This is a genomic window from Tabrizicola sp. T46 (assembly GCF_057219895.1).
This window is the reverse complement of record NZ_JBXVVV010000002.1, coordinates 122,093-142,463: the sequence shown is the minus strand read 5'-3', so window position 1 is coordinate 142,463 and position 20,371 is coordinate 122,093. Positions and strand designations below refer to the sequence as shown.

19 protein-coding genes are annotated in these 20,371 nt (G+C 66.2%); 4 read left to right on the top strand and 15 right to left on the bottom strand.

Annotation, left to right across the window (positions count from 1 at the left end):
- Nucleotides 1-2: 2 nt before the first annotated feature.
- From AC2D9V_RS08150 to AC2D9V_RS08130, 5 genes are all read right to left on the bottom strand, one after another.
- The gene (locus AC2D9V_RS08150) at nucleotides 3-755 is read right to left on the bottom strand and encodes a hypothetical protein (protein WP_484713566.1); all 753 of its coding nucleotides are present in this window, start codon (nucleotides 753-755) and stop codon (nucleotides 3-5) included.
- A 3-nt stretch (nucleotides 756-758) separates the two neighbouring features.
- Complete coding sequence (locus AC2D9V_RS08145; RefSeq protein WP_484713565.1) at nucleotides 759-1,625, bottom strand: F0F1 ATP synthase subunit gamma; 867 nt, start codon at nucleotides 1,623-1,625, stop codon at nucleotides 759-761.
- 22 nt (nucleotides 1,626-1,647) lie between these two features.
- Nucleotides 1,648-3,186: a F0F1 ATP synthase subunit alpha gene (gene atpA, locus AC2D9V_RS08140; RefSeq protein ID WP_484713564.1), complete on the bottom strand. Its 1,539-nt coding sequence runs from the start codon at nucleotides 3,184-3,186 to the stop codon at nucleotides 1,648-1,650.
- Entirely contained in the window at nucleotides 3,186-3,746 is a 561-nt protein-coding gene (locus AC2D9V_RS08135) for a F0F1 ATP synthase subunit delta (RefSeq protein ID WP_484713563.1), read from the bottom strand. Before AC2D9V_RS08135 ends, atpA begins: the two co-directional genes overlap by 1 nt.
- Nucleotides 3,747-3,981: 235 nt before the next feature.
- Entirely contained in the window at nucleotides 3,982-4,737 is a 756-nt protein-coding gene (locus AC2D9V_RS08130; protein WP_484713562.1) for a class I SAM-dependent methyltransferase, read from the bottom strand.
- Nucleotides 4,738-4,799: 62 nt separating this feature from the next.
- Here AC2D9V_RS08130 and gloB point away from each other — a divergent pair, with 62 nt between their 5' ends.
- Both gloB and clpA read left to right on the top strand, forming a co-directional pair.
- The gene (gene gloB / locus AC2D9V_RS08125) at nucleotides 4,800-5,567 is read left to right on the top strand and encodes a hydroxyacylglutathione hydrolase (RefSeq protein ID WP_484713561.1); all 768 of its coding nucleotides are present in this window, start codon (nucleotides 4,800-4,802) and stop codon (nucleotides 5,565-5,567) included.
- 158 nt (nucleotides 5,568-5,725) lie between these two features.
- On the top strand, nucleotides 5,726-8,044 hold the full coding sequence (clpA, locus tag AC2D9V_RS08120; protein WP_484713560.1) for an ATP-dependent Clp protease ATP-binding subunit ClpA: 2,319 nt from the start codon (nucleotides 5,726-5,728) through the stop codon (nucleotides 8,042-8,044).
- 44 nt (nucleotides 8,045-8,088) lie between these two features.
- Here clpA and AC2D9V_RS08115 read toward each other — a convergent pair whose 3' ends face one another.
- The 4 genes from AC2D9V_RS08115 to AC2D9V_RS08100 form a co-directional block, all read right to left on the bottom strand.
- On the bottom strand, nucleotides 8,089-8,358 hold the full coding sequence (locus tag AC2D9V_RS08115; protein ID WP_484713559.1) for a hypothetical protein: 270 nt from the start codon (nucleotides 8,356-8,358) through the stop codon (nucleotides 8,089-8,091).
- Nucleotides 8,359-8,632: 274 nt separating this feature from the next.
- The gene (locus tag AC2D9V_RS08110; RefSeq protein WP_484713558.1) at nucleotides 8,633-10,237 is read right to left on the bottom strand and encodes a peptidoglycan -binding protein; all 1,605 of its coding nucleotides are present in this window, start codon (nucleotides 10,235-10,237) and stop codon (nucleotides 8,633-8,635) included.
- A gap of 3 nt (nucleotides 10,238-10,240) precedes the next feature.
- The gene (locus tag AC2D9V_RS08105; RefSeq protein WP_484713557.1) at nucleotides 10,241-11,470 is read right to left on the bottom strand and encodes a biopolymer transporter ExbB; all 1,230 of its coding nucleotides are present in this window, start codon (nucleotides 11,468-11,470) and stop codon (nucleotides 10,241-10,243) included.
- Between the two features lie 63 nt (nucleotides 11,471-11,533).
- A complete protein-coding gene (locus AC2D9V_RS08100) occupies nucleotides 11,534-12,061 on the bottom strand; it encodes a gamma-glutamylcyclotransferase (RefSeq protein WP_484713556.1) in 528 nt (175 codons plus the stop codon).
- Between the two features lie 75 nt (nucleotides 12,062-12,136).
- Between AC2D9V_RS08100 and AC2D9V_RS08095 the strand changes: the two genes are divergently transcribed.
- Nucleotides 12,137-13,141, top strand: coding sequence for a DUF2125 domain-containing protein (locus AC2D9V_RS08095; RefSeq protein WP_484713555.1), 1,005 nt, complete (start codon nucleotides 12,137-12,139; stop codon nucleotides 13,139-13,141).
- A 6-nt stretch (nucleotides 13,142-13,147) separates the two neighbouring features.
- Here AC2D9V_RS08095 and AC2D9V_RS08090 read toward each other — a convergent pair whose 3' ends face one another.
- The 6 genes from AC2D9V_RS08090 to rpsD form a co-directional block, all read right to left on the bottom strand.
- The gene (locus tag AC2D9V_RS08090) at nucleotides 13,148-14,146 is read right to left on the bottom strand and encodes an extensin-like domain-containing protein (RefSeq protein WP_484713554.1); all 999 of its coding nucleotides are present in this window, start codon (nucleotides 14,144-14,146) and stop codon (nucleotides 13,148-13,150) included.
- A 4-nt stretch (nucleotides 14,147-14,150) separates the two neighbouring features.
- The gene (locus AC2D9V_RS08085) at nucleotides 14,151-15,065 is read right to left on the bottom strand and encodes a prephenate/arogenate dehydrogenase family protein (protein WP_484713553.1); all 915 of its coding nucleotides are present in this window, start codon (nucleotides 15,063-15,065) and stop codon (nucleotides 14,151-14,153) included.
- Nucleotides 15,062-16,147: a histidinol-phosphate transaminase gene (hisC, locus tag AC2D9V_RS08080; protein ID WP_484713552.1), complete on the bottom strand. Its 1,086-nt coding sequence runs from the start codon at nucleotides 16,145-16,147 to the stop codon at nucleotides 15,062-15,064. The genes AC2D9V_RS08085 and hisC overlap by 4 nt, the downstream gene beginning before the upstream one ends.
- 91 nt (nucleotides 16,148-16,238) lie before the next feature.
- Nucleotides 16,239-17,654 (bottom strand): homospermidine synthase, encoded by a 1,416-nt coding sequence (locus AC2D9V_RS08075; protein WP_484713551.1) that lies wholly within the window; start codon nucleotides 17,652-17,654, stop codon nucleotides 16,239-16,241.
- 10 nt (nucleotides 17,655-17,664) lie between these two features.
- Complete coding sequence (locus AC2D9V_RS08070) at nucleotides 17,665-18,198, bottom strand: TIGR00645 family protein (RefSeq protein ID WP_484713550.1); 534 nt, start codon at nucleotides 18,196-18,198, stop codon at nucleotides 17,665-17,667.
- A gap of 89 nt (nucleotides 18,199-18,287) precedes the next feature.
- Nucleotides 18,288-18,908, bottom strand: a complete 621-nt coding sequence (gene rpsD / locus AC2D9V_RS08065) for a 30S ribosomal protein S4 (protein WP_484713549.1) — start codon at nucleotides 18,906-18,908, stop codon at nucleotides 18,288-18,290.
- Nucleotides 18,909-19,478: 570 nt separating this feature from the next.
- On the opposite strand from rpsD, the gene AC2D9V_RS08060 reads away from it, so the two are divergent.
- Entirely contained in the window at nucleotides 19,479-20,369 is an 891-nt protein-coding gene (locus AC2D9V_RS08060; RefSeq protein ID WP_484713548.1) for an NAD(P)-dependent oxidoreductase, read from the top strand.
- Nucleotides 20,370-20,371: the final 2 nt, after the last annotated feature.

The window sequence follows — 20,371 nt, the reverse complement described above, 5'->3', positions numbered from 1 at the left end:
ACCTACCGGGCGTCGAACCATCCGCCGCCAAGGGCTATCCGGCCGGTCGTGCAATGCACGATCCGACCCGGAAACCAGCGCCGGTATTTCTGTATGAATGCCTGACGGAGGCGGTCGAAGGCCTCGTCGCGCATCGCCCTGCCGTGGTGCCGCAGGTGAAAATCGATCGCATAGGCCCGGCCACCCAGAAACTCGGCCTGAAAGCACAGATCAGGCCCGTAGTAGTGGAACCCCTGCATGTCGTATGAGTTAAGGACCGGCCGCAGCCGCCGCATGACCAGAAAGTTCTCGTCCAGCGTCTCGACCCGCGCCGGCAGACCGTTGCTGCCGCCACGGTTGTCCCCGAAGACATCGCTGATATGCAGGACAACCGCCGTCTTCGAATGATCGAGCGGACGCCAGATGCATCCGGCATTCCCCGCGACCAGCCACTGCGGGTCCTTTGCTTCCAGTTCTTCCAGACGCGCGACCAGATCGTCATAGCCGGCGCCGATCAGTTCCACGTCCTGGTGGCAGAAGATCACATAGCGCCCGCGGCACTTCGGCCACATGTGCTTGTGCCAGCTGAACCCGTCGAACTGGTTGCCCTTGCGATTGTCCGCGGCAAGAAACTCCGAGTTCTCGGACGTGAACCCGAACGTCGCGAAGCTTTCCAGAAGTCGGTCGTACTGGTCCTGATCCCGCACCAGCGAGCAGACAGAGAACATGAGATCGCTCTCGTCCTCGTTCTGAACATATGTCGGTTGCGGGATCATTCGTTACAGCGCCTCGGCACCCGAGATGATCTCGATCAGTTCCTTGGTGATCGCGGCCTGACGGCTCCGGTTGTACTGGATCGTCAGCTTGTTGATCATGTCGCCGGCGTTGCGGGTCGCATTGTCCATCGCGGACATCCGCGCGCCCTGTTCGCTGGCGCCGTTTTCCAGAAGAGCCGTGAAGATCTGCGTCGCCACACCGCGCGGCAGAAGGTCGGCCAGGATCGCCTCTTCCGAGGGTTCGTAGTCGTAAAGCGCCGTGGTGCCGGTGCCTTCGAACTTGGCCGGGATCACCTGCTGCATCGTCGGGATCTGGCTGATCACCGACTGGAAGCGGTTGTAGAAGATGGTGACGACATCCGCCTCGCCACCCTCGAACGCCGCCGTGACCTGCCGGGCGATGCCTTGCGCGTTGCCATAGCCCACGCGCTTGACGTCGCTGAGGTCGACATGGCCGACGAAGGTCTGCGCCCAGTCACGTTTGAGCTGTTCGCGGCCCTTCTTGCCGACGGTCAGGATCTTCACCGTCTTGCCCTGCGCCACCAGTTCAGCCGCCCGCGACCGGGCCAGCTTGACGATCGACGAGTTGAAGCCGCCGCAAAGCCCGCGTTCGCTGGTCATCACGACCAAGAGGTGCACCTGGTCCCGGCCGTTCCCGGCGAGAAGCTTCGGTGCGCCTTCGCCGGTGCCGACGCCGGCCGCAAGGGCCGACATCACCGCCGTCATCCGCTCGGCAAAGGGCCGGGCGGCCTCGGCGGCCTCCTGCGCGCGGCGCAGCTTGGCCGCGGCGACCATCTGCATCGCCTTCGTGATCTTCCGCGTGTTCTTGACGCTTCCGATCCGGTTCTTGAGTGCCTTCAGGCTGGGCATCTGCCTACTCCTTCAGGGGCGCTCAGACGAAGTCTTTGGCGAAGGCGTCGAGTTCCGCGCGGATGGCCTTTTCCAGATCACCGGCAACCTTGCGGTCGTTCTTGGTGAGATCCTCCAGAAGCGCCTTTCCCTTGGTGCGCAGGTGCTGCAGGAGGCCCGCCTCGAACCGGCCCACGTCCTTAACGGCCAACTTGTCGAGATAGCCGTTGGTGCCGGCAAAGATGATGCAGACGATTTCCGCGTTGGTCAGCGGCGAATACTGGTTCTGCTTCATCAGCTCGGTCAGGCGCGCACCGCGGTTCAGAAGCTGCTGGGTCGAGGCGTCAAGGTCCGAGCCGAACTGCGCGAAGGCCGCCATTTCGCGGTACTGCGCCAGTTCCAGCTTCACCTTGCCCGCGACTGACTTCATCGCCGAGGTCTGGGCCGAGGACCCCACGCGGCTCACCGACAGACCGGTGTTCACGGCCGGACGGATGCCCTGGTAGAAAAGTTCCGATTCCAGGAAGATCTGCCCGTCGGTGATCGAGATCACGTTCGTCGGAATATAGGCCGAGATGTCGCCGGCCTGGGTTTCGATGATCGGCAGCGCGGTCAGCGAGCCCGAGCCGAAGTCGGCGTTCAGCTTGGCCGAACGCTCCAGAAGGCGCGAGTGCAGGTAGAACACGTCGCCCGGGTAGGCCTCGCGTCCCGGCGGACGGCGCAGCAGCAGCGACATCTGGCGGTAGGCCACGGCCTGCTTCGAAAGGTCATCGTAGATCATCAGCGCGTGGCGGCCGTTGTCACGGAAGTATTCGCCGATCGCGGTGCCCGAGAAGGGGGCGAGGAACTGCATCGGGGCCGGGTCCGAAGCAGTGGCGGCGACGACGACCGTGTAGGCCATGGCGCCGGTCTCTTCCAGCTTCTTCACCAACTGCGCGACGGTCGAGCGCTTCTGGCCGACGGCGACATAGATGCAGTAGAGCTTCTTCGATTCGTCGGAACCCGCGGCCTCGTTGTAGACCTTCTGGTTCAGGATGGTGTCGAGTGCCACGGCGGTCTTGCCGGTCTGGCGGTCGCCGATGATCAGTTCGCGCTGGCCGCGGCCGATCGGGATCATCGCGTCCACGGCCTTGAGACCGGTTGCCATCGGCTCGTGCACGCCACGGCGCGGGATGATCCCGGGGGCCTTCACGTCGGCCACGCGGCGCTCGGCCGCCTTGATCGGGCCCTTGCCGTCGATCGGATTGCCCAGCGCGTCGACGACGCGGCCCAGAAGCCCGTCACCGGCCGGCACGTCCACGATGGACTTGGTGCGCTTGACCGTGTCGCCTTCCTTGATGTCCTGGTCCGAACCGAAGATCACGACGCCTACGTTGTCGACTTCGAGGTTCAGGGCCATCCCGCGGATGCCGCCGGGGAATTCGACCATCTCGCCGGCCTGCACGTTGTCAAGGCCATGCACACGGGCAATCCCGTCGCCGACCGACAGCACGCGACCGACTTCGGCCACTTCCGCATCCTTGCCGAAGTTCTTGATCTGCTCTTTCAGGATCGCAGAGATCTCAGCAGCCTGGATTCCCATCACCCAACCTCTTTCATTGCATTTTGCAGGGCCGCGAGCTTTGCCTTGACCGACGTGTCGATCATGGTCGAGCCCAGCTTGACGACTAGACCGCCGATAAGGGATTCATCGACGGTGGTTTTCAGTTTCACGGTCTTGCCGACGCGGGCCTTCAGCGTCTCGGCAAGTTTCTTCGATTGTGCAGCCGACAGCGCGCGGGCGGCGGTGACCTCGGCGGTCACTTCGCCTTTCTCGGCGGCGATCAGGTCGGTCAGCGCGGTCAGGAATTGCGGCAGCACGAAGAGGCGCCGCTTGTCGGCCATCAGCGCAAGCGTGTTCGCCATCAGCGCGCCAAGGCCCATCTTCGCGGCAATCGCCGAGATGGCTTTGCCCTGATCCTCGCGGCTGATCACCGGCGAGGCGATCATGGCGCGCAGGTCCGCGCTGGCAGCAAGCGTTTCGGACAATGCGGTCGTATCGGCTTCCAGCGCCTTCAGCGCCTTGTCGTCCTTGGCCAGTTCGAACAAGGCCGATGCGTAGCGCGAGGCAATGCCCAGAGAGATCGAAGCCGGTTCTGACACGTCATCCCTTCCGTTGTCTGATGCCCTGGGCTCTTGTGCGAACCAGGCGATCCTTCGGCACACACCACGACCCCCTCGGCCATGGCGTCAGCCATCCGTCGCGGGCGTCCTTAGCAGAGCCGTTCCTACCCCGCAACCGGGTTGCTGGCCCTTTCGAGGGGCTTGATTGCGTAAACATCCGGGCAAGTCGCCGCAGGCGCTGCGCTGCGGCATCCGGGTCACATCGCCAAGCTGCTCAGTGCCGGTTCATCGCCGGTTCCGGTGCGCCCTTGCCGACCCCTTCAAGGACCTTCAGCGGGCGCCGCACGGCAGCCCCCAGCCCACCCCGCGTGGGGGCGTAGACCTGCTTCGACGCCTCGACCATCAGTACCCCACCGACAAGCCAGGGGATTCGCCGTCCGATCGCCTCCCAGAAGTCCGCAGTCCGCAGCCAGAATCGGGTCGCGGCAGGTGGGGCGAAAAGGACCGACTGGCTGCGTTCGGGGGTAAACCCGTGGCGGCGAAGCTGCGCCTCAAGCTGGGCCACCGAGTAGGGCCGGCCAAATCCGAAGGGGGTGACATCGCTCCGCGCCCAAAGCCCGGACCGGTTCGGCACGATGATCAGCGCCCGGCCCCCGGGGGCCAGCACCCGCCCCGCCTCTTCCAGCACGGCCGAGGGGTTCTCTGACGTCTCGAGGCCGTGCATCAGGACCAGCCGGTCCACCAGCCCGGTCGGCAGGGGCCAGGCGGTGTCCTCGCAAAGGACGCTGACATTCTCCATTCCCGCGGGCCAGGGCATCACCCCCTGCGGCCCCGGCATAAGCCCCACGACCCGCCGCGCTTCGGCCAGATAGGGGCGCAGAAGCGGCACGGCGAAGCCAAAGCCCGCCACGGTCTGCCCCGGTCCCGGCGGCCAGTGCTTGACCACCTGATCCCGGATCGCCCGCTGCGCCACCCGGCCCAGTTGCGTGCGGTAGTAGAAGTTTCGCAGGTCAAGCACATCAAGGTGCATTGCGGTCGGCCATTCCCCGGTCAATCCTTCCCGCCATCATACCCCGGAAAGGCCCGAAGACCATGCCGCTCGAGCTTGTGACGATTCCCTGCCTCACCGACAACTACGCCTACCTCGTGCACGACGCCGCCCGCGGCCAGACCGCCTGCGTCGATGTGCCCGACGCTGCGCCCATTCTTGAAGCCTTGAAGGCGCGGGGCTGGACGTTGTCCGACATCCTCATCACCCATCACCATGACGACCATATCCAGGGCGTCGATACGCTTCGTGCCGCCACCGGCGCGCGCGTCCATGGCGCCGCCGCCGACACGCACCGCCTGCCCCGACTGGACATCACCCTGACCGAAGACGACCCCCTGTCCATCTGTGGCGAGCATGTCCGCGTGATCGACGTTCCCGGCCACACCGTCGGCCACATCGCCTTTCACATCCCCTCCGCAGGCCTTGCCTTCACCGCCGACAGCCTGATGTCAGGCGGCTGCGGGCGGCTTTTCGAGGGCACAGCCCGGCAGATGTGGGACAGCCTGTCGAAACTCGCCGCCCTGCCGCCGGACACGATCATCTGCTCGGGCCACGAATACACCGCATCGAACCTGCGCTTCGCACTCACCCTTGAACCCGGCAATGACAAGCTTATCTCCCGGGTAGCCGAGGTCGCCGCACACCGCGCCCAAGGCACGCCGACCGTGCCGGTCCCGCTGCAGACCGAGCTTGACACAAACCCCTTCCTCCGGGCGCGTCTTCCCGCGCTGAAAGCCGCTGTCGGCTTGCCCGATGCCGACGACGCCACCGTTTTCGCCGAAATCCGGGCCAGAAAAGACAAGTTCTGAGGCTACCCTATCACAAATGGTGTGATGACCGGGTGGAAACCCCGAAATCTTGAAGATTGCGCTTGAAGTGCGGCGCGGAAAACCGAACTTTAAGCATATGAGGCCACGGTTGGATCGGGCCACCGCCCCCTCCCGCCCCGCAGGACAGGAGCACGCACGTGCCATCGTTTTCGACAACGCTCGAACAAGCCATCCACTCGGCGCTTGCGCTGGCCAACTCGCGCCGGCACGAGCTTGCGACGCTGGAACACCTCCTTCTGTCGCTGATCGACGAACCGGACGCCGCGCGGGTGATGAAGGCCTGCGCCGTGGATCTGGATGAGCTTCGCAAGACCCTGACCGATTTCATCGACGATGATCTCTCCACCCTCGTCACCGATGTCGAGGGGTCCGAGGCCGTGCCAACCGCCGCCTTCCAGCGCGTGATCCAGCGCGCCGCGATCCATGTGCAAAGCTCGGGCCGGACCGAAGTGACAGGGGCGAATGTCCTTGTCGCGATCTTCGCCGAACGCGAATCGAACGCTGCCTACTTCCTGCAGGAACAGGACATGACCCGCTACGACGCGGTCAACTTCATCGCCCATGGCGTGGCGAAGGACCCGTCCTATGGTGAGGCGCGGCCCGTGCAGGGCGCGGACGAACAGCAGGAAACGCCGAAGGCCGAAGCCGGCGAGGCGAAGGAATCCGCACTGTCCAAATACTGCGTCGACCTGAACGTGAAGGCGCGGAAGGGCGACGTTGACCCGCTCATCGGCCGCGAGGCCGAGGTTGAGCGTGCGATCCAGGTCCTCTGCCGTCGCCGCAAGAACAACCCCCTTCTGGTGGGCGACCCCGGCGTCGGCAAGACCGCCATCGCCGAAGGTCTGGCCCGCAAGATCGTGCTGGGCGAAACGCCCGAGGTCCTGTCCAAGGCCACGATCTTCAGCCTCGACATGGGTGCCTTGCTCGCCGGCACCCGGTATCGCGGCGACTTCGAGGAACGCCTGAAGCAGGTGGTGAAAGAGCTTGAGGATCACCCCGACGCGATCCTCTTCATCGACGAGATCCACACCGTGATCGGCGCTGGTGCGACCAGTGGCGGCGCTATGGATGCGTCGAACCTACTGAAACCCGCGCTGCAGGGCGGCAAGCTGCGCTGCATGGGATCGACCACCTACAAGGAATTCCGCCAGCACTTCGAAAAGGACCGCGCCCTTTCCCGCCGCTTCCAGAAAATCGACGTGAACGAACCCTCGGTGCCCGACGCGATCAAGATCCTTATGGGTCTGAAGCCGCATTTCGAGGAACACCACGACCTCAAATACACCAACGACGCGATCAAGTCGGCGGTGGAACTGGCCGCGCGCTACATCCATGACCGCAAGCTTCCCGACTCGGCCATCGACGTGATCGACGAGGCCGGGGCGGCCCAGCACCTTGTCGTGGAATCGAAGCGCCGGAAGTCGCTTGGCGTGAAGGAGATCGAGGCTGTCGTGGCCAAGATCGCCCGCATCCCCCCGAAGACCGTGTCGAAGGACGATGCCGAAACCCTGCGCGACCTTGAAAAGACGCTGAAGCGCGTCGTCTTCGGCCAGGACAAGGCGGTGGAGGCGCTGTGCTCGGCCATCAAACTCGCCCGCGCGGGCCTGCGCGAACCGGAAAAGCCCATCGGAAACTACCTCTTCGCCGGCCCGACAGGCGTCGGCAAGACCGAGGTCGCCAAGCAGCTCGCTTCCAGCCTGGGCGTGGAGCTGATCCGCTTCGACATGTCGGAATACATGGAGAAACACGCGGTGAGCCGACTGATCGGCGCCCCGCCCGGCTATGTCGGCTTTGACCAGGGCGGCATGTTGACCGATGCCATCGACCAGCACCCGCATTCGGTGCTGCTCCTGGACGAAATGGAAAAGGCCCACCCGGATGTCTACAACATCCTCCTTCAGGTGATGGACCACGGGAAACTCACCGACCACAATGGCCGGACGGTGGATTTCCGCAACGTGATCCTGATCATGACCTCGAACGCGGGCGCGCGTGAACAGTCGCAGGCGGCCATCGGCTTTGGCCGCGAACGTCGGACGGGCGAAGATACCGCGGCGATCGAGCGGACCTTCACGCCGGAATTCCGCAACCGTCTGGACGCGGTGATCAACTTCGCCCCCCTGGGCAAGGAGATCATCCTGCAGGTGGTCGAGAAGTTCGTCCTCCAGCTGGAAGCCCAGCTCATGGACCGCGGCGTCCATATCGAGCTTTCGCCTGAGGCCGCGCTCTGGCTGGGCGACAAAGGCTACGACGACAAGATGGGCGCACGTCCACTTGGCCGCGTGATCCAGGAACACATCAAGAAGCCGCTCGCGGAAGAGCTTCTCTTCGGCCGGCTGGTGAAGGGCGGCGTGGTCCGCGTCCAGGTCAAGGACGATGCAATCGTGCTCGACATCGAGGAACCCGCGAAACCCCGCCTCACTGGGCAGAAGCCACCGCTTCTGACGGCAGAGTAAGCGCCTGAAAAACCGGATGGCCGGCTGGGAAATCAGCCGGCCGTTCAGCGCTGCCCGGTCAGGACGGCGATGGCGATGCCGAAGGCAAGCCCGGTGCCGATCCCCGCGCCGATACTTTCGATGGCCAGGCCGATCGCAAGCCCGATCCCCAGCCCGAGGACGATCCCCGCTCCGCAGTCCATGGCCAGCTCGCGCGACCTTGGGTTCATCTTGAAGAACCGTTTCTCAGCGGCCGTCAGACGATCATGCCAGCCATCGGAATTGCGCTTGGTGGCAGGGGCGGGGGTTTGGGCAGGACCAGGGTCGGCAGGCATGGCGATCTCCAACAGGTCGCATTGCCGTTTCTGAACCTGTCTCCGCCGGGAATGTTCCGGCGCGTGTCACCCGGGCACGATCAGCACCCGGGCAAGAGTCCTCACCGGCCTCTCCCAAGCCTGCCGGGCCGGAAACGCCCCCGCCACCAAAAGGCCAACCTCGCCCTCCGAGGTAAGCACGACCCTCCGCCTCTCACGGTCCGCACGGGCCGTCCCGGTGACATCGACCGCAAGGGTGTCGGAAGCGCAGGGCACGGTCAGGCTTGCGCGCTTGTCACCGCTCGGTCAGCTTCAATTCGATCCGCCGGTTCTGGGCGCGCGATGCCTCGTCGTCGCCCACCGCCACCGGGCGGTATTCGCCAAAGCCTGTCGCCGCCATCCGATCAGGCGGGAACCCAAGCTCATCCTGCATGAAGCGAACGACCGACAGCGCCCGTGCCTGGCTCAGTTCCCAGTTGTCGGCAAAGGCACCGCCGCCCGAAAGCGGCACGTTGTCGGTATGGCCGTCCACCCGGATGATCCAGTCGATCTCGGGCGGGATCTTCTGGCGCACCTCGTCCAGCGTCCGCACGACGCTGGCAATCTGCGCCTGCCCTTCCGGCGCCAGATCGGCCGAACCGGGGTTGAACAGGACCTCCGAGGAAAAGACGAAGCGGTCGCCCACCACTCGCACACCCTCGCGCCCTTCCAGAAGGGCGGACAACTCGCCGAAGAACTCGGACCGGAAGCGCGCCAGATCGCGGTTTTCGGCCGCCAGCCGCGCTGCCTCGGCCGCCTCAAGCTCGGCCCGGCGGCGCTGTTCCGAGGCGACCTGCGCAAGGGCCGCGTTCAGGTCCGACCCCAGGCTTTCCATCTGCACCTGCGCCGCTGCATCCCGCGCTTCGGCCTCGTCCAGGACCTGTTGCAGGCTGCCCAGCTGCGCGCGCAGGGCCGCGACCTGCTGGTTCAGCAGCTCGACCTCCCGCGCCGCCGCCAGGGCCTTTTCCTGTTCGGCCAGAAGCAGCCGTTCGGCTTCGGCGACCGCCGCATCCTTTTCCGTCTGACCCGTTTCAGCCGCCAGCCGCGCGGCGGCCAGAAGGGTCAGCGTCTCTTCCGCCCGCTTCCGCTCGGCCTCCAGCGCCAGGGTCATCGCCGTCAGCTCGGTGTCCGATGTGGCCAGCCGCTCACGCAGCGCGGCCAGCGCGGCCGCATCGGCCAGCCGCGCGGCCTCGGCCTCGGACACGGCTTCCTTCGCCTCGTTCAGCGCCGCGGCCCCCGCCGCCTCACGCGTCCGCAGGTCCGCGACCAGCGCCTCCAGCGCCTCGCGCCGTGCTGCCGCCAGCCGTGCCGCTTCCGCCCCGGCGTCGATCTCATCCCTCGCCTTGGCAAGGGCGAGCGTCATCGCCTCGGCTTCGCTGACGAGCTTGGCCTGGGCAGCCTCAAGTTCGGCCACCGTTGCCGTCAGGTCCGCCGCCTGCCCCCGCGCGGTGTCGCGCTCGACCAGCAGGGCCGCTACCTGCGCCTCGAAATCGGTGATCCGGCTGGTCGCCGCCGCCAGTTCGCCTTCGCGCGCCGCAAGGTCGGCCGTCAGCGTTGCGATGATGCCCGCCTTCGCCTCGCCATCCGCCTGTGCCGCCGCCAGCCCGGCCCGCAGGCTTGCGATATCCGCCTCAAGGTTCGCCGCCCGCGTCCGCTCCAGCCCCAGTGCACCGGCAAGATCAGCGACCTGGGCCGACAGTTCGTCCAGCTCGGTATCCTGCGTGGTGATCTCGTCGCGCAGGATCGACTGCATCACGGTGAAGATGGTCAGGACGAACATCAGCACCATCAGAAGCGTCGTCACTGCATCGACGAACCCGGGCCAGATAAGCGAGCTGTCCCGGCGCTGCGCGCGAGCCATGGCCTATCGCCCCGCCGTCGTGCGGCTCAACTGCCGGATCGCCGCCGTCAGTCCGGCGATGTCGGCGCGCAGGTCGGCAAGGGTTTCCTGCCGCCCGGCCGACATCTCTTCCAGGATCCGCAGAAGCTGCACATCGATCGACCGCAGGCGCATCCGGCTTTCGGCATCGGTCTGCCCGCCACCCTCGCCCGCAGCCAGCGCCACCAGCACCTTGTCCTGCCCCTCCGCGATCCGGTCCAGCGAGGCGGCCTGCGCCTCGGCCAGCCGCTTCAGCGCAGTGGACTGCCCCTTCTCGGTCGCGGCCTGGGCGCGGTCTGCCTCGATCCGTTCGGCCAGCCGCTCCATCGCGGCGGCAAGCTCGGCGATGCGGGCATCCGTCACCGCCCGCGCGGCTTCGGACTGCATGGTCAGAAGCTGCAACTGCTCCACCTGCACGGCGATCTGGTCGGCAAAGGCCGCAAGCCCGCTCTGGTCGCCCCCGTCGCCATCGCCCGCGATCCCGATCCGGGTGATCGAGGACAGCCATTCCTCCAGCTCGCGGATGAACCGGTTCTGCCCGTGCCCGGCGAACAGCTCAAGAAGCCCCAGCACCAGCGATCCGGCCAGCCCGAGAAGCGATGAGGAAAACGCCGTCCCCATCCCGCCCAGCTGGCTTTCAAGGCCCCCCATCAGCTTACCGAAGACATCCAGCCCGCTTTCCCCTTCCTGCGGGGCCAGCGACCGGATCGTCTCGACCACCGCCGGGACGGTCGTCGCCAGACCCCAGAAGGTGCCCAGAAGGCCAAGGAAGACCAGCAGGTTGATCAGATAGCGGGTGATATCCCGCGCCTCGTCGATCCGCTGCGTGACCGACTCCTGGATCGACCGCGAGGACGAGGCGGAAATCGACATCCGCGCCGTGCGCGACCGCAGAAGGGCTGCGAGGGGCGCGAGCAGGCGCGGCGGCGTCTCGGCAGCGGCCCCGGGCGTGCCCCGCACGAAGTTCTCGATCCAGTAGACCGACTGCGCCAGAATCCAGACCTGCCAGAAACAGGTCAGCACCCCGATCACGAAGACAAAGGCAATGAGTCCGTTCAGAAGCGTGTTGGTGCGCAGGATGTCGATGATCTGGCCATGGATCAGCCAGGCCCCCGCGCCGACCAGGGCACAGACGAGGAGCATCGTGGTGATGGCGCGGATCGGCTGACTGAACGTTGTGCCGACCGTGGTTCCGATGGATTCCGCCTGGGACATGCCGTCCTTCTGTTCCTGCCTTGCGCCATGGTAGCAGGCCCATTGTATCTGCCAAGCAAAAGCTCAGGTCAGCGCCCGCACCCGCTGCGCGAGCCATTCAAGGTCCGGGTCGGCGATGCCAAGCTCTGCCAGATGCGCGGCGGTCGACCAGAGGTAATCCCGGTTCGCCCCGCGCCCGCCCGACGCGCTGGCGATGATCCTGGCCTGCTCGTCGAGGTCGATGCGGCAATACTGCACATGGTGCGGGTCGATCACATAGACCAGCGCCTCAAGACTCCCACTGTCCGTCTCGACCGCCACCCTCGTCTCCAGATAGGCCGACGATACAAGCTCGCGTTCCCGCAGGGCAGCGATGGTCGTTGTCTCGGCACCCTCGGCCACGCGGAAGGCAACGCCCAGGCAGCTTGCCCCCTCGGCCCGGTCAAGGGCCAGGACCAGGCCGGGCCGCTCCACCGTCCCGCGGTGATGGATCGACCGCATGCAGAAGCTGCGGTGCCAGCCCTCCACCCGCCCGATCCGCTGCTCGGCGACCGGAAAACCCGGGTCCCAGATCAGGGACCCGTAGCCGAAAACCCAAAGTGATCCGTCCATCTCCGGCGCTTGCACTGGCCCTTGCCTTTCCGGACCTGTAAACACCGCAGAAAGGGCAAAGAAAAGGGCCGCGGCATGCGCAAGCTACTCTTCCTTCTCGTCACGCTGACCGCCCTCTGGTCCGGCTACTGGTTCGTCGGTTCTTCCTTCCTGCGCGGCGCCGCGAATGACTGGATCGCTGCCCAGGCCGCAAACGGGATCACGGCCGAAACCTCGGACCTCTCCGTGGCAGGCTTTCCCAACCGCTTCGACCTCACAGCCGAGGGCATCCGTTTTGCCGATCCCGCCAGCGGCATCGGCTGGCAGGCCCCCTTTGCCCAGGTCTTCGCCATGACCTGGAAGCCCTGGCACATCATCGCCGCCCTGCCGCCCGAACAGACGGTCACGCTGCCGGGGCAAGAGATCACCGTCACTTCCGAAGGCTTTCGCGCCAGCCTCCGCGCACGCCCCACGCTTGACGTGCCACTGGCCATGGCGATCGTGGAATCCGGCCCCCTTGCCGCGGCCTCGTCCCTTGGCTGGACCTACGGGATCGACAAGGCCGTCCTGTCCCTCGGCGCGGCCACCGGTACGCCCAACGCCTACGACCTCGCCGCCGACATCGCCGGACTTGCCCCCGATCCGGCCCTTCTGCGCCAGATCGCCCCGGATGGTGCGCTTCCCGCCCAGATCTCCGAAGTCCGCCTCCGCGCGACCGCCACCCTGACTGCCTCCCTTGACCGGCACGTGGCCGAAACCCAACCCCGCCTTGCCGCCCTCACCCTTTCGGACCTTGGCCTCAACTGGGGCGAGGTCACGCTGACCGCCGACGGCAGCATCGCCCCCGACGAGCAGGGCCTCGCTTCAGGGCGGATCAACTTCACCATAGCGAACTGGCGGACGGTGATGCCGATCCTTGTCGCCTCCGGCACGGTCCGGCCGCAACTCGCCCGCACCGCCGAGACGATGCTGGAAGGCCTGGCCCGCCAGACCGGCGACCCGGAGGTGCTGAAAATCCCGCTCATCCTTCAGGACGGATGGATGTCCTTCGGCCCGATCCCGCTGGGTCCGGCCCCGGTGCTGATCCCCCCGAGCGGCTGACGCCACCTACCGGCAGTAGGACCCACCGCTTCTGGCCGAGGTGTCGAAGTGGAAGTGATCCTCATGATATCCGTCCGACCCTGGGCCGAGCGTCGTGCGGAAATAGGGGCATGCCGCCTTGTAGATGCGCCGGAGCAACCGGTTGTAGTTGTCCGAAACCGTCAGCACCTTGCCGTTCGACAGGACGAAGGCCGAAATATCGACCGCCCGGCCCTTGCCATGCTCGCTGATCGGCGCGCCCCTCTTGTTGTTGCGGCTGCGGCAGATGTAATGCGCTGCGATCCGCAGCTCCACCAGCTTGCCGTCGAAGGCGGGCTGGGCCACCTCATCCACCCATGAATTCAGCGCCTTGGCGATGCTGCAATCGACCGTCGCGGTCTGGCTCAGCCGCACGCCCGAAACCGAGGTGACAGCAACCGGGTCTTCCACCCCGCAGCCCTTCACCTTCGAGGAGATGCGCTTGATCTCCTCGCCCTTTATTCCGGGCACACCGCAGACCGCCCCCTTCATCGAGGCGGCCTCGCGTTTTTTCTTCCGGCGCTCCCTTGCCGTGGGCGGCTCGACCGCCGCAAGGTCCACGTCCGCGCCACCGGGGTTCGACGACAGGTCGAGCCCCGCCGCCGGGGCCGAGGCGGCAAGCGCCGCAATCCGGCGTTCCAGCCCGCGCGGACGGGGCTCGGGGCGCAGCGACCGAACCAGCGCACCCTCCGGCGCCGGTTCGGCGGCAACGGCGACGACCGCTGCCTCAGCCTCAGGTTCCGCAGGGGCGGCGACCGCAGCCACAAGCGCGGCCGGCCGGGCCTTTGGGCGCAAGGTGGCGGCAGCGACCGGCGCGGGTGCGGGTTCTGCCGCCGGAGCCGCAGGTGTCTCCGAGGTGGCAACCGTCACCGCTGCTTCGGCAGGTTTCGCCAGCGGATTCGCGGGCGGGCGGGGCGACGAGGTCACGTCCTGTGCCATGGCCCCTGTGGCGGCCCAGCACAGAAGAAACGCGACGACCCGCAGCACCGGCCTAGCCCTCCTTCACCGGCGCGCGGCCGAAATCGGGGGCCGCCGTGTCCTGCCCGGCCTCGATGATCCCCCGCCGGATCGCGCGGGTGCGGGTGAAATAGGCGTGCAGGTGGTCGCCATCCCCCATCCGGATCGCCCGCTGAAGGGTGAAGAGCTCTTCGGCAAAGCGGCCAAGGATATCCAGTACCGCGTCCTTGTTGGTCAGGAACACGTCGCGCCACATGGTCGGGTCGCTGGCCGCGATCCGGGTAAAGTCGCGAAAGCCGCTGGCCGAATACTTGATGACCTCGGACTGCGACACCCGCCGCATGTGATCCGCCACCCCGACCATGGTGTAAGCAATGAGGTGCGGCGTATGGCTGACGACCGCCAGCACAAGGTCATGCCGCGCCACGTCCATCCGGTCGACATTCGCGCCCATCGCCTTGAGAAGGCTCTCCAGCCGCGCGATCTCGGCCTCGTCGGTGCCCGGCAGCGGCGTCAGAAGCCACCAGCGGTTCTGGAACAGCGTCGCAAAGCCCGACCGCGGCCCGGAATACTCCGTCCCCGCCAGCGGGTGGCCGGGGATGAAGTGGACGCCCTCCGGCAGGTGCGGCGCCACCGCATCGACCACCGCCTGCTTCACCGACCCGACATCCGTAACCACAGCACCCGGCTTCAGGTGCGGGCCGATCGCCTCGGCCAGCACCCCCATCGCGCCAACGGGCACGCACAGGACCACAAGGTCCGCATCCCTGACCGCCTCGGCCGCCGTCTCGGTCACCCGGTCGCAGAACAGTTCCTTCGCCACCGCCCGGGTCTCGGGCGACTTCGCAAAGCCCACGATCTCGCCGGCCAGCCCACCCGCCCGCATGGCATGCGCCATGGACGAGGCGATCAGCCCCAGGCCGATCAGCGCGACGCGACCGTAGATCATTTCACACCCTTGAACTGCGCCACGGCATGGGCGACCTGCCGGCAGGCGGCCTCGTCCCCGATGGTGATCCGTAGGCAATGCGGCAGCTTGTAGCCCGCCACCCGCCGCACGATCAGGCCCTGCGATTGCAGGAACGCGTCACAGGCCTCGGCCTCTTCCTGGCTCGCGAACCGCGCCAGGATGAAGTTGGCCATCGAGGTGTCGGATGGCACGCCCAGCTCGCCCAGCGCCCCCGCCAGCCAGGTCCGCATCCGCGCATTCTCGGCCCGGCAGCGCGCCACATGGTCGCGGTCCCGCACCGCCGCCTCTGCCGTCTCCAGCTGCGTCGTCGACAGGTTGAACGGCCCCCGGATCCGGTTCAGGACGTCGATCACATGGCGCGGCCCGTAACCCCAGCCGATCCGCAGGCCCCCCAGCCCGTAGATCTTCGAAAACGTGCGCGTCATCACCACGTTGTCGCGCCCGTCCACCAGCGCCGCCCCGCCGTCATAGCCCTCGACATATTCCGCATAGGCCCCGTCCAGAACCAGCAGCGCCTGCGGCGGCAGCCCGGCGGCCAGCCGTGCGATCTCGGGCGCCGAAACCATCGTCCCCGTGGGGTTGTTCGGATTGGCGATGAAGACCAGCTTCGTCCGGCGATTGCAGGCCTCGAGGATCGCATCGACATCCGCCGTGCGCTCGCGCTCCGGCACCTCGACCGGCGTCGCCCCGACCGCCAGCGCCGAGATGCGGTACATCAGGAACCCGTGCTCGGTGAAGACCACCTCATCGCGCGGCGCGGCATAGGCCTGGCAGAGGAAAGTGATGATCTCGTCCGATCCCGCCCCGCAGATGATCCGGCCCGCGTCCAGCCCATGCTCTTCCGCAATCGCGGCCCGCAGGTCGGCGTGGTCGGTGACGGGGTAGCGGTGCAGCGAATGGACCGTGCGCGAAAAGGCATCCTTCGCCTTGTCCGACGGCCCGAACGGGTTCTCGTTCGAGCTCAGCTTGACCACATTGGCCACGCCCGCGACATGCGCCTTGCCGCCCTCGTAAAGGGCGATGTCAAGGATGCCTGGCTGCGGCTTGATCTGGTCGTTCATTCTGGCCCCCGGAGTCCCGCCCCGTTTACCCGTCAAAGCCGCGCATGGCCAGAGGGTTCAACCCGGACGAAAGGCCAAGGCAGCCCGGACCTCAGACCGCAAGGAAGTTCGTGAACTGCCAGGGGTCGTCCTCGTCGCGGTCCTCGGCGAAGCGGTTGATCCGGTTCTGCAGCGGCGTCCAGTCGGTGTAATGGCAGGCGATCTGCCCCAGATACGGTCGCTGCACCTCAAGGCAGCGGACATGGTCCATCTCGTCCGCCTCGACAAAGCCTGCGTTCGGGTTCTCCACCGCCCAGACCATCGCTGCCAAGACGGCACTCGTCACCTGCATCCCCGTCGCGTTCTGATAGGGCGCCAGCCGCCGCGCCTCCTCGCAAGACAGGCGCGAGCCATACCACATCGCCCCCTTGGCGTGGCCGTAGATAAGCACCCCAAGGTCATCCCCGCCCGAGACGATCTCGTCCACCGTAAGGATATGCTGATCCGGCTGGCGCTGCCCCGCCCCGTTCATCTCGTGCAAGCTCAGGATCGCGTCGTTGCAGGGGTGATAGGCATAGTGACAGGTCGGACGATAGACCGCTTTGCCCCCCTCCCAGACCGTGTAGTAGTCGGGGATCGACAGCGCCTCGTTATGGGTGATGACGTAACCGAACTGCGGGCCCACATCCGGGCACCAGCTCCGCACCCGCGTGTCGGCACCCGGCCGGTCGATCCAGATCGCATAGCCCGGCCCGTGGTCGAAGGCGTGGCCGTGGGGCGGCAGCTTCTTCTCATGCGTGCCCCAGCCCAGCTCCGCAGGCTGATACCCTTCGGACAGAAGCCCATCGACCGACCATGTGTTCACGAACACCCCCGGCGGCTTCGGTTGCGCCGAAACCTGTGTGTCGCGCTCGGCCACATGGATGCCCTTGACCCCCAGCCCCTGCATCAGCCGCGCCCAATCCTCGCGCGATTTCGGATCGGCCGCCACGCCGGTATCCGCCGCCAGCCGCAAGAGCGCCTCTTTCAAAAGCCAGGACACCATCCCCGGGTTCGCCCCGCAGCAGCTTACCGCCGTCGGCCCGCCGACATAGGTCTTGCCCAGGGCCCGCACCTTTTCACGCAGGGGATAGTTCGTCCGGTCCGCATTCGGCAGGCTTGACCCGAAGTAGAACCCCGGCCAGGGCTCCACCACCGTGTCGATGTACTGAACCCCCATCTCCTGCGCGAGCTTCATCAGCTCGATCGAATCCACGTCGACCGAGAGGTTGACGATCATCCCCCGCCCCTGCGGGAACAGCGGCCGCAGCACCTCGGCGAAGTTCCCCTCCGTCAGCGCGACGGGCAGATGCCGGATCCCGTAATCCCGCAGGATATGGGCATAGTCCTCGGCCGGCTCGATCACCGTGAAATGCGCCCGGTCAAAGCCGATATGGCGTTCGATCAGCGGCAGCACCCCGCGCCCGATCGAGCCGAAACCGATCATGACCAGCGCGCCCTCGATCCGGGCGTGCACCAGATGCGTCATCGTCGCCTCCCTACTTGTAGGACCGCGCCTGCAGCCAATCCATCAGCGCCAGCAGGACGCCCGAGACGACGAAGGTCAGGTGGATGACCACCAGCCAGTACATCTCGGTCTCGCCAAAGGTGGTCGCAGTATCCAGGTCGCTGATCTCCATGAACCGTTTCAGAAGATGGATCCCCGAGATCGCCACGATACTCGCGACCAGCTTCATCTTCAGCCCGCCGAAATCGACCTTGCCCATCCAGCCCGGCCGGTCCGCGCCCGCGTCGAAATCGAACTTCGACACGAAGCTTTCATAGCCAGAGAACATCACGATCAACAGAAGGTTCGCCGCCAGCGTCAGGTCGATCAGCGTCAGCGCCACAAGGATCATCTTCTCCGCCGACATCTCCAGCACCTGCGGGATGTAGTAGATCAGCTCCTTCAGGAAGATGATGGTCAGCATCCCAAGCGCCACCGCCAGCCCAAGGTACATCGGCGCCATCAGCCAGCGGCTGGCGAAGAGCCCCTTCTCGAACCGGGCTTCGACGGATTGCTTCTCGGTCATGCCTACCCCGCGGGCAAAAAATCAAAAGGGCCGCAACCTTGCGGCGCGGCCCCGGGATCGTAGGGTGCGCTACAGCGCACCGCAACAGATCAGTTCTTGGCGTAGTATTCGACGACCAGGTTCGGTTCCATCTGCACCGGATAGGGCACGTCGCCCAAGCCCGGGGTGCGGACGAACTTCGCGGTCATCTTGTTGTGGTCGACTTCCAGGTAATCCGGCACGTCACGCTCGGTCAGCGCGATCGCTTCCAGGATCAGGCCCATCTGGCGCGACTTCTCGCGGACCGAGATGACATCGCCTTCCGCCACGCGGTAGGAGGCAATGTTCACGCGCTTGCCGTTCACCAGCACATGGCCATGGTTCACGAACTGGCGGGCGGCGAAAATGGTCGGGACGAGCTTCGCGCGGTAGACCACCGCATCCAGACGGCGCTCGAGAAGACCGATCAGCATCTCGCCGGTGTCGCCGCGCACGCGCTCGGCCTCGGCATAGATCTTGCGGAACTGCTTTTCGGTCAGGTCGCCGTAATAGCCCTTCAGCTTCTGCTTGGCGCGCAGCTGCGTGCCGAAGTCGGAAAGCTTGTTCTTGCGGCGCTGGCCGTGCTGGCCCGGGCCGTATTCGCGCTTGTTGACCGGGGATTTCGGACGGCCCCAGATGTTCTCGCCCATCCGGCGGTCGATCTTGTATTTGGCAGAGGTGCGTTTGGTCACCGCTGATCTCCTTCATGCGTTTCTGAAGGGCGTTGTCCTCTTCCCGGACGTGATCCGGGACGACAGGTCATTCCTTGCGGAAGCCACCAACACCAATGAAAAGCCCCGGAATCGCTTCCGGGACTGCGCGGCTTATAGACACAAACCCGGGGGAGTCAACAGCCCCCACCCCGAGGGCGTAGGTCGGGCTTCAGCCCGACTCTCTCCCCCGCCACCCCGGCGATATCCGCCGTCACCCCGCGCTCCTGTCATCCCCGCGAAAGCGGGGACCCATGCCCTGCCAACCAAACCGCAATCCTTGCCTAATTGCAGACGGCTCCACCTGTCCCAGCACTCCTGTGAAACGAAAGGCCCCGCCCACCCTCAGTCGGGCGCACCACCGGCGGGTCGGGCCACGTACCTCATTACCACCTCTTAACAAACCCCTAACGCCCACGCACAACCCATTGTAATCACTAAATTGTCCGATTTTGACCACTGTGGTCAGCCCCTCCCCTCCCCCTCCCGCCCGCAGCCCGGGATTGCCAAGCCGCGCCCCCTGCGCCAACTTTCCCGGCAAAGGAGACCCCCATGACCCAGGAACACATCGGCTTCATCGGCACCGGCCTGATGGGCCACGGCATGGCCAAGAACATCGTCGAGAAGGGCTACCCCCTCACCGTCACCGCCCACCGCAACCGCGCGCCCGTCGATGACCTGATCCAGCGCGGCGCCACCGAGGCGGCGATCGAAGACCTTGCCGCCCGGTCGACGATCATCTTCCTGACCCTCCCCGGCTCGCCCCAGGTGGCCGAGGCGGTCGCCCGGATGACCCCGCATCTCAAGCCCGGCACGGTGATCGTCGACTGCTCCACCTCCGACCCCACGGTAACCGAGCGCCTCGCCACGGACCTTGGCCAAAGGGGTGTCCACTTCGCCGACGCCCCCCTCTCGCGCACCCCGAAAGAGGCCTGGGCCGGGACGCTCGATTGCATGGTCGGGGCGGAACCGGGGGTGTTTCGACGCATCCAGCCCGTCATCGCCACCTGGGCCGGGAAGATCGTCCATATCGGCCGGGTCGGCGACGGCCACCGGATGAAGCTTCTCAACAACTTCCTCTCTCTCGGCTACGCCGCGATCTATGCCGAGGCGCTGGCCCTGGCGTCGAAGGTCGGCATCTCCACCGCGACCTTCGACTCTGTGATCCGTGGGGGACGGATGGACTGCGGGTTCTACCAGACCTTCATGGGCTACGCCCTGGAAGGGAACCGCGAGGCGCACCGCTTCACCCTCACGAACGCCTACAAGGACCTCCGCTACCTTGAATCGATGGCCAACGCCGCCACTGTCACCACCACGATGGCCAGCGCCGCGAAGAACAGCTTTGCCGCCGCCGTGGCCCAGGGCGGCGCGGGACCGGAGGATTACGTGCCCCACCTGACCGATTTCGTGGCGCGGGCGAACGGGGTGGTGAAGGGCTAGCC